Source organism: Rhodobium orientis (assembly GCF_003258835.1).
Lineage (GTDB): Bacteria > Pseudomonadota > Alphaproteobacteria > Rhizobiales > Rhodobiaceae > Rhodobium > Rhodobium orientis.
Genome location: NZ_NPEV01000043.1, coordinates 20613 through 32393, shown reverse-complemented (window position 1 = coordinate 32393; position 11781 = coordinate 20613). Strand labels below are relative to the sequence as shown.

The 11781-nt window shown below is 67.5% G+C and carries 10 protein-coding genes; 5 read left to right on the top strand and 5 right to left on the bottom strand.

The window, feature by feature from the left end:
• Positions 1-4: 4 nt before the first annotated feature.
• Positions 5-349, bottom strand: a complete 345-nt coding sequence (locus CH339_RS17440) for a hypothetical protein (RefSeq protein WP_146610223.1) — start codon at positions 347-349, stop codon at positions 5-7.
• A 274-nt stretch (positions 350-623) separates the two neighbouring features.
• Between CH339_RS17440 and CH339_RS17435 the strand changes: the two genes are divergently transcribed.
• The 5 genes from CH339_RS17435 to CH339_RS17415 are packed head-to-tail and all read left to right on the top strand — an operon-like array spanning position 624 to position 7358.
• Positions 624-2510, top strand: coding sequence for an ABC transporter ATP-binding protein (locus CH339_RS17435; protein ID WP_111435657.1), 1887 nt, complete (start codon positions 624-626; stop codon positions 2508-2510).
• Entirely contained in the window at positions 2510-4447 is a 1938-nt protein-coding gene (locus tag CH339_RS17430; protein WP_111435656.1) for an ABC transporter substrate-binding protein, read from the top strand. Before CH339_RS17435 ends, CH339_RS17430 begins: the two co-directional genes overlap by 1 nt.
• A gap of 6 nt (positions 4448-4453) precedes the next feature.
• Entirely contained in the window at positions 4454-5476 is a 1023-nt protein-coding gene (locus CH339_RS17425) for an ABC transporter permease (protein ID WP_111435655.1), read from the top strand.
• Positions 5477-6640, top strand: coding sequence for an ABC transporter permease (locus tag CH339_RS17420; protein WP_111435654.1), 1164 nt, complete (start codon positions 5477-5479; stop codon positions 6638-6640).
• A 52-nt stretch (positions 6641-6692) separates the two neighbouring features.
• Positions 6693-7358, top strand: a complete 666-nt coding sequence (locus CH339_RS17415; RefSeq protein WP_111435653.1) for an O-methyltransferase — start codon at positions 6693-6695, stop codon at positions 7356-7358.
• 172 nt (positions 7359-7530) lie between these two features.
• Here CH339_RS17415 and CH339_RS17410 read toward each other — a convergent pair whose 3' ends face one another.
• Genes CH339_RS17410 through CH339_RS17395 form a run of 4 tightly spaced genes read right to left on the bottom strand, consistent with a single transcriptional unit; the run spans position 7531 to position 11781 of the window.
• Positions 7531-8283: a polysaccharide deacetylase family protein gene (locus CH339_RS17410; protein ID WP_111435652.1), complete on the bottom strand. Its 753-nt coding sequence runs from the start codon at positions 8281-8283 to the stop codon at positions 7531-7533.
• Positions 8280-9419, bottom strand: coding sequence for a glycosyltransferase family protein (locus CH339_RS17405; RefSeq protein ID WP_201240863.1), 1140 nt, complete (start codon positions 9417-9419; stop codon positions 8280-8282). Before CH339_RS17405 ends, CH339_RS17410 begins: the two co-directional genes overlap by 4 nt.
• A 16-nt stretch (positions 9420-9435) precedes the next feature.
• A complete protein-coding gene (locus CH339_RS17400) occupies positions 9436-10530 on the bottom strand; it encodes a glycosyltransferase family 4 protein (RefSeq protein ID WP_111435650.1) in 1095 nt (364 codons plus the stop codon).
• Positions 10531-10536: 6 nt separating this feature from the next.
• Positions 10537-11781, bottom strand: a complete 1245-nt coding sequence (locus CH339_RS17395; RefSeq protein WP_111435649.1) for a glycosyltransferase family 4 protein — start codon at positions 11779-11781, stop codon at positions 10537-10539.

Sequence of the window (11781 nt, the reverse complement as noted above, 5' to 3'; positions counted from 1 at the left end):
CCGCCTACGGGCAGATCCACACGCCGCCGCCGATCGCCACGCAGCCGCGCCGCCGCCAGCCCGGAGGGCGCCGCTGGAACCGCTGGCCGCAGCGCACCGGGCGGCAATAGGGTCCCACATGGCGATGAAAGACGCGCCGGCCCCAACGACGGGCGTAGCGGAAGCGGCAGCGCCGGTGGCACCGGTGAACCCTGATGATGTTGTCGCGGACGAGCGGCGCGATGGCCGCCTCGCTGGCGCCGAGCGCCATCGGGCTTCGCGCCTGGCCTTCGTGAGCCGTGCCGATGACGCAAAATCCGCCGACCAGCAGCGCCAGAACGGCATGTCGTAACACTGTGTTCCACATCATGGGTGCTTGTCCGTCTTATTGGCCTTGGAAGCGCCCGTCCTCCCCGACGGGCGGATGGCACTCTTGCATGCCGGGCATATCGTGGCGTGCAACGGCCGCCCGGACAAGCGCCCAAGGCGAGGCGCGTCGCCGGGCCGGCAAAAAAAGCGCTCTCCCATAACGGAAAAGCTTTCGCGTTTTCGGTGCTTAATTATAATCGCCGGTGCCGGTCCGGGGCCGCAAAGTCCGCGCCGGCAGCAGGGTGTCCGGGAGCGGCGCCGTCAGGAGGGGTAGCGTGAACGTCGTTTCAATCGACGGTCTTTCGGTCGCGTTCGAAGGCGCGGACGGCCGCAAGACGGTCGTCGACGACGTCTCGCTCAGCGTTCCCCACAAGAAGACGGTGGCGCTGGTCGGCGAGTCCGGCTCCGGCAAGACCGTGATCTCCCAGGCCATCATGGGCTTGCTTCCCGACAACGCCCGCATCACCGCCGGCTCGATCATCTTTCGCGAGCCCGGCGCCGACGAGGGCGGCATCGACATCGCCTCCCTCGATCCTGCTGGCGCCAGGATGCGCGCGATTCGGGGCGACCGCATCGCCATCATCTTCCAGGAGCCGATGACCTCGCTGTCGCCGCTCCACACCATCGGCAACCAGATTTCCGAGGCGGTGCGTCTGCACCGCGGCCGGTCGGGTCCCGAGGCCCGCGAGGTCACGCTGGAGATGCTGCGGCTGGTGCGGTTCCCCGATCCGGCGCGCGCCCTCGACACCTTCCCGTTCGAGCTCTCCGGGGGCTTGCGCCAGCGGGCGATGATCGCCATGGCGCTGGTCTGCCGGCCGGCGCTCTTGATCGCCGACGAGCCGACCACCGCCCTCGACGTCACCATCCAGGCGGAGATCCTGAAGCTCATCCGCGAGATGCAGTCCGAGCTCGACATGTCGGTGCTGATGATCACCCACGATTTCGGCGTCGTCGCCAACATGGCCGACGAGGTGGTGGTGATCTATCACGGCCGGATCATGGAGAGCGGCCCGGCCGAGGCGATGTTCCGCGATCCGCAGCACCCCTATCTGAAGGCCCTGCTCGCCGCCGTGCCCCGCTTCCAGATGACGGCCGACGAGCGGCTGGTGCCGATCCGCCCGATCTCCACCGACACCGACGTCAATCCGCCGGCCTGTTCCGATCGCCACCACGTCGCGACCGGCGCGCCGCTGCTCGTCCTGAAGGACGTGGAAAAGACCTTCTTCCTGCGCAAGAGCGGCTGGTTGGGCGGCGAGCGCCGGATCGTGCGCGCCCTCGACCGGGTCAGCCTTACCGTGCATCGCGGCGAATGCCTCGGCCTGGTCGGCGAATCCGGCTCCGGCAAGACGACGACGGCCAAGGCGGTGCTGCGCGGCATCGACATCGACGGCGGCACGATCGCCTATGACCGCGGCGACGGCATGGAGGACGTGACCGGGCTCGCCGGCGACGACCTGATGGACTACCGGCGCCGCGTCCAGCTCATCTTCCAGGATCCGTTCTCCTCGCTGAACCCGCGCATGACGGTCAACGAGTGCCTGTCGGAACCGCTCCTGATACATCGCGTCGGCACGCCGGCGGAGCGCGCCGAACGGGTCCGCGAGCTGATGCGCATCGTCGGTCTCGATCCGCGCTTCCTGCGCCGCTATCCCCACTCCTTTTCCGGCGGCCAGCGCCAGCGCATCGGCATCGCCAGGGCGCTCGCCCTGCAGCCGGAACTGATCCTGTGCGACGAGCCGGTCTCCGCCCTCGACGTCTCGGTCCAGGCCCAGATCCTCAACCTTCTGCGCGACCTGAAGGCCGACCTCGGCCTCACCTATCTCTTCGTCAGCCACAACCTTGCCGTCGTCGACTACATCGCCGACCGCATCGCGGTGATGTGCAAGGGACGGCTGGTCGAGGTCGCCGGCTGCCGGGCGGTCATCGACGATCCGATCCACCCCTACACCAAAGCGCTGCTTGCCGCCGTGCCTGAGCCGAGCCTCGACCATCTGCTCGATTTCTCCGCGCTCTCGGCCTCGCGCGCGTCCGATCCGGGCGCCTGGCCGGAGCCGTTCCGCATCGAGGACGGCACCTATCCGGCGCTGGTGGAGATGCGCCCCGGCCACCTGGTCTGCGCGCCGGGGCTTGCGGGCGACAGCGCCCTGAAGGAGGCCGTCTGATGGCTTTGGCAATGCGGATCCATGCCGCGCTCGCCGCGGCGGCGCTCGCCGTCGGCATCGGCGCCGGCCCGGCGGCGGCGCTTGACTATGTCGAGACGCCGACCCTTGCCCGCACCCATGGCGATGTCGACTTGCCGCCGGTCGCCGAGCGCCTGCCGGATGTGCCTCTCGTTGCCGATTTCGCCGCCACCAAGCAGACTCTCGGCCGCCATGGCGGTGACCTCGACACCATCATCGGTCGCGCCAAGGACATCCGCCTCATCAATGTCTGGGGCTATGCCCGCCTCGTCGGCTACAACACCAGCTTCGAACTCGTGCCCGACATCCTTCAGAGCGTCGACGTGGAGGAGGGGCGGATCTTCACCTTCCACCTCAGGCCCGGCCACAAATGGTCGGATGGAGCGCCCTTCACGGCCGAGGACTTCCGCTTCTGGTGGGAGGACGTCGCCAACAATCCGAAACTCAACCCGAACGGTCCGGCCACCTTCATGCGCGTCGACGACGCGCTGCCGGAGTTCGAGGTCATCGACGAGGTGACCGTCCGCTTCACCTGGAAGGGCGTCAACGCGGTGTTCCTGCCGACCCTTGCCCAGGCCCGCCCGCCCTTCATCTACCGTCCGGCCCATTACCTGAAGCAGTTCCACGTCCGCTATGCCGATCCCGAAGAGCTCAGGAAAAAGGTCGAGGAGATCAACGCCCGCAACTGGGCGGCGCTCTTCAACGGCAAGGACGAGATGTACCGGGCCAACAATCCGGACCTGCCGAGCCTGCAGCCCTGGGTGCCGACCAAGGCGCCGTCCGACCGGCGCTTCATCATGGTCCGCAATCCCTATTACCACCGGGTCGATCCGGCCGGCCGCCAGCTTCCCTATATCGACCGGGTGATCATTTCCGTCGCCAACGGCCGGCTGATCCCGGCCAAGGCCCAGGCCGGCGAATCCATGCTGCAGGCCCGCGACCTTGCCTTTTCCGACATCACCGTCTTAAAGAGCGGCGAGAAGACCGCCGGCTACGACACGCGCCTGTGGCCGATCTCCAAGGGCGCCCAGCTCGTCCTCTATCCCAATCTGACGGTCAAGGACCCGGTCTGGCGCAAGCTCAACCGCGACGTTCGGTTCCGCCGCGCGCTGTCGCTCGGCATCGACCGGCGGATGATCAACCGCGTGCTCTATTTCGGCTTCGCCACGGAGGGCAACAACACGGTCCTGCCGATGAGCCCGCTCTTCGAAGAGTACTACCAGACTGCCTGGGCGCACTATGACCCTGTCGTTGCCAACGAACTCCTCGACGAGATCGGCCTGACGGAGCGCCGCGGCGACGGCATCCGCCTGCTGCCGGACGGCCGGCCGTTGGAGATCATCGTGGAGAGCGCCGGCGAGAGCCAGGCCGAGATCGACGCCCTGGAACTGGTGCGTGAGACCCTCACGGACATCGGCGTCAAGATCTTCGTCAAGCCGTCCCAGCGCGACGTGGTACGCAACCGCGCGCTCGCCGGACAGCTCGTCATGGGCATTTCGTCCGGCTACGACAACGGCGTGCCGACGGCCGAGATGCCGCCCGCCGATTTCGCCCCGACCACGCTGGAATCCTTCAATTGGTCGGCCTGGGGCGCCTATCACGAAAGCCAGGGACGGGAAGGCGAGGCGGTCGACTATCCGCCGGCCCGCGAGCTCATCGAAGAGTACGTCCTCTGGCGCCATTCCACCTCGCACGAGGAGCGCCAGGCGATCTGGGAGCGGATGCTGCAAATCCATGCCGACCAGGTTTTCAACATCGGCATCGTCACCATGGCGCGCCAGCCGGTTGTCGTCTCAGAACGCCTCAGAAATGTTCCCGAGGAAGGGATTTACGGCTGGGATCCCGGCGCCCAGTATGGCATCCACCGCATGGACGCCTTCTGGATCGACGATGCCAAAAAGACCGCCGAAAGGGACTAGCCCGGAATGCTGAGTTACATCGTCCGTCGCATTCTGACGATGATCCCGACACTCGCGGTCATCAGCCTCCTCACCTTCTTCATCATCGAACTGCCGCCCGGCGACTATCTCTCCAACCAGATCGCCCAACTGAAGGCCCTCGGCGAGGAAGCCTCCATCGCCAAGGTCGAATACCTGCGCTCCGAATTCGCCCTCGACCGGCCGTTCTTCGAGCGCTACCTGATCTGGATCGGCGCCTGGCCGGGCCCGAACGGCTTCAATGGCCTCCTTGAGGGCAACTGGGGCTGGTCGTTCGAGTATGACAAGCCGGTCGCCGAGGTGGTCGGGCCGGCCCTGCCGCTGACCGTAGTGCTCAATTTCGCCACCGTCCTCTTCGTCTATATCGTCGCCTTTCCGATCGGCATCTATTCGGCGACGCGGCAATATAGCTGGGGCGACTACGGCTTCACCTTCCTCGGCTATATCGGGCTGGCGACGCCGAACTTCCTGCTCGGCCTGATCCTTCTGTATTTCTCCAACCGCTGGTTCGGGCTCTCCATCGGCGGGCTGATGGACCCGGACTATATCGGCCAGCCCTGGAGCATGGGGAAGATCGGCTCGGTGCTGAGCCACCTGATCGTGCCGACCGTCGTCATCGGCACCGCCGGTACCGCCGGCATGATCCGGAGATTGCGCGCCAACCTCCTCGACGAACTGCACAAGCAGTATGTGACGACGGCGCGCGCCAAGGGCCTGTCGGAAAACCGGCTCCTGGTGAAATATCCGCTGCGGATGGCGATCAACCCGTTCATCGCCGACATCGGCAATCTGATCCCATCGCTGGTCTCCGGCTCGGTCATCGTCTCCGTCGTCCTCAACCTGCCGACGGTCGGCCCGGTCCTCCTCGATGCCCTGCGCTCCCAGGACCAGTTCCTCTCCGGCTTCATCCTCCTCTTCGTCGCCATCCTGACGCTGGTCGGCATGCTGGTCTCCGACATCCTGCTCGGCATCCTCGACCCGCGCATCCGCTTCGGCGCGAAAGGACACTAGATGCACGAGAAGGAGGGAACCGGGGGCCACTACGTTGACGCCGCGGCGTTCGACCCGCTGGTCGCCGAGGCGCTGACGCCGGATCAGGAGCGCTTCTACCAGGCCTCGCAATGGCGGATCATGTGGTGGAAGTTCCGCCGCCACCGCATCGCCGTCGCCTCGGCCTTCCTGCTCGTCCTGTTCTACATGTCGGTACCCTTTGCCGAGGCGATCGCGCCCTATCCGGCCCATCACCGCGACAACGACCACCTCTACGCACCGCCGCAGATGGTGCATTTCTTTCACGAGGGCAGCTTCGTCGGTCCCTTCGTCTACGGCACCACGGCACGGGTGAACCTGGAGCTCCTGAAATGGGACTACGACGTCAACGACAATGACGTGCAGCCCCTGCGCTTCTTCTGCTCCGGCGCGCCCTACCGGTTCTGGGACCTTTTCGAGGCGCGGTTCCACTTGTTCTGTCCGGCCGAGCGCGGCACGGTCTATCTCCTCGGCACCGACCGCCTCGGCCGCGACATGTTCTCCGGCCTCGTCTATGGCGCCCGCCTGTCGCTCACCGTCGGCCTCATCGGCGTTGCCATCTCGATCGTCCTCGGCCTCATCATCGGCGGCATCGCCGGCTTCTTCGGCGGGATTATCGATTCCGCCATCCAGCGCGTCATCGAGATCATGAACGCGCTGCCCGAACTGCCGCTATGGATGGCGCTCTCGGCCGCGCTGCCGGTCACCTGGAGCCCGTTCTGGGTCTATGTCGGCATCACCGTCATCCTCGGTCTCCTCGACTGGCCGGGCCTTGCCCGCGCCGTGCGCTCCAAGCTGCTGGCGCTCCGCGAGGAGGAATACGCCAAGGCCGCGGTCTATATGGGCGCCAAACCCTCGCGCATCATCCGCCGCCACCTGCTGCCGGGCTTTTCCAGCCACATCATCGCCAGCGCGACGCTCTCCATCCCGACCATGATCCTCGGCGAGACGGCGCTCTCCTATCTCGACCTCGGGCTCCGGCGGCCCGCCGTCTCCTGGGGCGTGCTCCTCAACGAGGCGCAGAACATCTCGGTGGTGACGATCTATCCCTGGCTGATGGCGCCGGTGCTGCCAGTGATCATCGTGGTGCTGGCCTTCAACTTCATGGGCGACGGCCTGCGCGACGCCGCCGATCCCTACAAGTAGCGGTTCCGGCGCCTTATATGGCGCGGACCCCTCCAATCATCGGACAAAGAACATGACGGCACGCTCCCACGGCCTTTCCGGGCCCATGCAGGACTATCTCCTCGCCAACGGCGTCCGCGAGCCGGAGATCGTCCGGCGCCTGCGCGAAGAAACCCTGAAGCTCGGTGAGGCAAGCTGGGCGAGCGCACCCGAGCAGGGCCAGTTCCTGTCGATGCTGGCGCTGATTTCCGGCGCCCGCTCGTTCCTGGAAGTCGGCACCTTCACCGGCTACACCGCACTGTGGATGGCGCTGACGATGCCGGAAGACGCCGAGATCGTCACCCTCGACCTGGTCGACCAGTTCGCCGCCATCGGCCGGCCCTACTGGCAGGAGGCAGGCGTCGAGGGCCGCATCGACCTGCGCCTCGGCGATGCCTCCGACACGCTCACCGCGCTGGCGGGCGAGGGGCGGTCGGAGAGCTTCGACATGGCCTATATCGACGCCAACAAGCAGAAATATCCCGCCTATTACGAGATGGTCCTGGGGCTGTTGAAGCCCGGCGGGCTCATCGTCGCCGACAACATGTTCTGGGGCGGCTCGGTCGCCGACCCGGACGACCGGAAGAAATCCACCAACGGCATTCGGACCCTGGCAAAGACCGCCCACGACGACCCCCGCGTCGACGTCTCCATGCTGCCCCTCGGCGACGGCATGCTGCTGGTGCGCAAGAAGGGGTGATTTTCCAGAGAGGTTTATTGCTGGCGGAATAGCCGCAAACTCTGCCGTCATCGCGAGAAGGCCGCAGGCCGACGCGGCGATCCAGAGCGGCAGGCTCTGAGCGTGCGGCCCTGGATTGCCGCGCTCGCTCCGCTCACTCGCAATGACAGCCCGCAGGCTCAATCCCGACGCGTCAAAGCCCGAAGAGCCTATCGAGGTCCGGCCAAGCGACCGCCGGGTGCCTTGCCACCACCTCCAGGAAAACCTCCACGAAATGCCACAGCGCCTCGTCATGGGCGAGGTGGTGGGTGAGGAGGCCGAAGGGCTCGGCATCGCCGGCGATGCGTCGGTCGAACTCGGGCGCGATGGTCGCCGCTGCGTCGTCCCAGCCGGAAAAGCTGCGCGTCGTCTTCCAGGCGACCGGGTCGAGGTGAGTGTTGACAAGGTGCGGCCGGCCGTCGGCTTCGGCAAACGCCGATAGCCCGATGAGCCCGACCTCCGGGATGCGGTCGGCGACCTCACGCGCGATCCGGTTCCAGGGCGGCACCAATACCGGCCGGAGCCGATCGTCGAAGAGCCCGAAAAGCCTTTCCCGCCCTCGCGCGAGTTCGGCGAGCACCTCGTCCGCCGGCCGCGCGTTGCCGAGTTCGGCGTTCTTCTCGCCATCGGGCTGATGGTTGGCGTGCGCCCAGCCATGCTGCAGGACAGCGACGGCGGGCTCCGACGCAAGGCGCTCGGCAAGCGCCGCCGCCGCCCCTTCCGGGATCACCGCAAGCGCCAGCGGAACGCCGTAGCGCGCCCGCAATGCCAAGAGCCGGTCGAGGGCAGGCGAGGGCGCGACGGCGTCGTCGTCCCGCCACCAGAACGACAAGCGCGTGCCCGCCGCCGCGGCCTTGTCGAGCCGGTCGGTCACAAGGGCGACAAAGCCTTGCTCGTCGACGCTCATCGCTTCTCCGCTTCGGCAATCAGGATGTCGGCGCTGGTCGCCGCCCCGCCGAGATCGACCTCAAGCCGCGCCGGCGGACGCGCAAGCGCCGCGTCGACTGCGGCGGCAAGGCTTTGCGGCGTCAGATCCTCCTCCGCCACAACTTCGGCCAATCCGCGCGCGGCAAGGAGTTCGGCGCGCTGGGTCTGCTCGGTCTCGCCTCCCGCCTTGAACGGCACGAAGACGGCCGGGACCCCGGCGACGAGGATGTCGATGGTCGTATTGTAACCGGCCTGGCTGACCGACAGCCGCGCGCGCTTCAGGAGTTCGGGAAAATCGGGCCTGGCGCGCTCCACGACGATGCCCTCGGGTGCGCCTGCCGCCAGCCGTTCCAACGTCTCCGCGCCGTGGCTGTGGCCGACGAGGAGCCGCCAGGTCGCGTCCCCGGCTTTTTGCGACAGCGCCCGCGCGCCGAGCGCGGCCTGCAAGAGATCGCCGCCGACGGCGCCGCCGCCGCAGGAGACGATGACCTCGTCGATGCCGTCGCCGGCCGGCGCCACGGCAGACCGGGGCTCATGGACGTAGCCGGTGTAGCGCACAAGGGGCTCGACCTCGTCCGCGAACGGAAAGGAATCCTTCAGCCGGACGATATCGCCGTCGGCATGGATGAGGATGAGGTCGTAGCGGTCGCGGGCGACCTCCGCCATCCGCTGTTCCTTCGCCGGGTCGTCCTTCCTGACGAGGATATCGCGGATCGAGGTGGCGATCAGCGGACGTCCCTCGGCGTGGGCGGCGTCCAGAAGCGGATTTAGCTCGAAGGCGAATTTTTTTCGGCCGAACGGGTAGGTCTCGGTGAGGAGGATGTCCGGCGAATGGTCGCGAAAGGCGGTGAGCAGGCGGTCGGCGCGCATCGCCTTCCAGGCCGCGTCGATGGGCGCGCCGTCGCCGCCGAGGATGGTCTGGAAGCTGGTATCGGCCGCGCGGGCGTGCGGCAGCTCCAGGATCGAGACGCCGTCGAGCGAGAGCGTTGGCGGCAGGGCGTTGCCGCTGACGAACAGGGCGTCGACGCCGCGCGCGCCGAGCGCCCGTGCAATCGCCGCGGCGCGCACCGCATGGCCGGTGCCGAGAAGATGCTGGACGTAGATGAGGGCTTTCAAGATCGCCTCTTTGACTTCAACTGCGCGCCGCGTGGTGGCGCCGGGCATGGGAGAGGAGGGTATCGAGCGCCGGGACCGCCTGGGCGATGTCATGGTGTTCCGCCGCGTGGGCAGCCGCCGCCCGGCCCATGGCCTGTCGTTTTTCCGCACTGGCAAGCAGATCGTCAAGCGCGGCGGCAAAGGCGGCTACGTCGCCGGGCGGGACGAGGAGGCCGGTGGCCCCATCCGCGACGATATCCGGAACGCCCCGCGCGGCGCCGGCAACGACGGCGAGCCCTGTCGCCTGGGCCTCCAGGAACACCATGCCGAAGGGCTCCGTCACCGCCGGCCAGGCGAAGATGTCGCCGCTTGCGTAAAGCGCCGGCATGTCTTCCGGTTTGAGGCGGCCCAGATAGTCGGTGCGCTGCGGATCGAACAGCGGCAGGAGGGCATCGCGCTCCGGCCCGTCGCCGGCAATGACATGGCGCCAGGGCCTGTGCTTGAGGCGCGACAATGCCTCGGCGAGGAGCCGATAGGAGTCCGCCTTGTTGCCTTGCCGCATCATCGCGGCGGTGACGATCACCGGCGGGTCGTTCGGCGTGCGGTCCCCGGCGACGGCGGCGAAGGGCGCGGTATCGAGGAAGGGCGGGATGATCTCCAGCCGGTCGCCGACGACGGGTCTGAGCCCCTCCGCGTCCGCCTCGTGCAGGGCCGCCACCGCATCGGCGCGGCAAAGCGCGTCATCGGCGGCGGCAAAGCCGGAGGCCCAAGGGCCGGTCGCGCGCTTCTGCGCCCGGCTCGCCTCGATCACCGCGTAGGGAATGGCGAGCGCATCGGCGACGCGTGGCCCGATCCAGTCCGGCGCCTTGTGGTAGAGGTGATAGGTGAGGAAAAGGTCGGGTTTTTCGGTCTTTTCGAAGTGGGCGATGAGTCGCGCCGCTTCGGCTTCTGCCTCTTCCGCGAGGCCCTCAAGCGCCTTCGGTTCTTGCACCCAGGACCGGAACCGGCTGGCGAGGAAAACCTGGTGCCCGGCCTCGCCGAGCGCGCGCATCAAAAGCCGCGCAATCAGCCGGTCGCCGGACGGCGTTTCGTGGTCCGGCGGCTTCATCGGCGCGTAGAAGGCGATCCGCACCGGACCTCACTCCGCCGCCGGCCGCTGGCGCTCTTCAAGGCCGAAGCGGCGGGCGAGGTGGTCGATGCCGGGCTCGGTGGAAAAATGCCGCCGCACCCGTTCGCGCCCAGCCTTGGCCAGCGTCGCCCGGCGTGCCGGATCGCGCCCGAGGGCGACAATCGCCTCGGCAAGCGCGGCCGGATCGTGCTCCGGCGTCAGCAAGCCCGTCTCGCCGTCAAGGATCAGCTCCGGGATCGCCGAGACGGCGGTGCCGATGGCGGCGACGCCCATGAGCTGCGCCTCCATCAGCACGTTCGGCAGCCCGTCCCGGTCGCCGGACTTGGTGATCCGGCTGGCGAGCACGAAGAGATCAACGTTCCTGGCCGCATCGATCACCTCGGAGCGCGGTTGCGCGCCTTTCCAGGTCACCCGGTCGGCAACGCCGAGCTTCTCGCCGAGCGACATGAGTTTCTTCGACAGCGCGCCGCCGCCGATATGGGTGAACGTCCAGTGGAAATCGGTCGGCAACCTTGAGAGGGCCTTCAGGAGATCGTCATAACCTTTTTTCTCAACTGCCCGTCCGACGGAAAGGATGCGCACCGGCTTGTCCGCGCTGCCGTCGCGGTCGGACCGGGCGGGAACACTGGCCGGGAACCGGGAAAGATCAAGGCCGTGATAGACGAGATCGACCTTGCCCGGCCGGTCGGCAAGGGCGTTGAGGAAATCCGCGTTGAAGCGGGTGCAGGTGGCGCCCCAGTCGGCGCTGGCGATCTTTTCCGACAGCTCCCATTCCTCAAGCGTCCAGATGTCCTTGGCGTGGGCGGAGAACGACCAGGGAAGGCCGCGGATCATCGCCGCATAGCGGGTGACGGACGCCGGCGTGTGCAGGAAATGGCTGTGCAGGCGGGTAACGTCCGCCGGCAGCTCGTGCGCCAGCACCAGCGCCTGGCCCCAGCGCCGATGCCGGCTGGCACTGCGGTCGCGGGCAAGGTCGCGCTCGAACACCGCCCGCGCGGCAGCCGTCCCCGGCTGGCCGTCGGCCCAAGTCCGCGCCGCGCGAACCCTTGCCGGATCGTCCTTCAGGTACTCCGGCAGGTAGACGACCGGCGCCTCGATCTCCCGGTGGATGTCGTGCAGGTGCGGGTCAGTGGGATGGCGCAGGGAGACGATGATCTGGTCGAGCCCGCGCTTTTCCAGCTCGCGGATCTCCTGGGCGATGAAGGTCTCCGAAAGGCGCGGATAGCCCTTGAGGACGACGGCGACACGGGACAT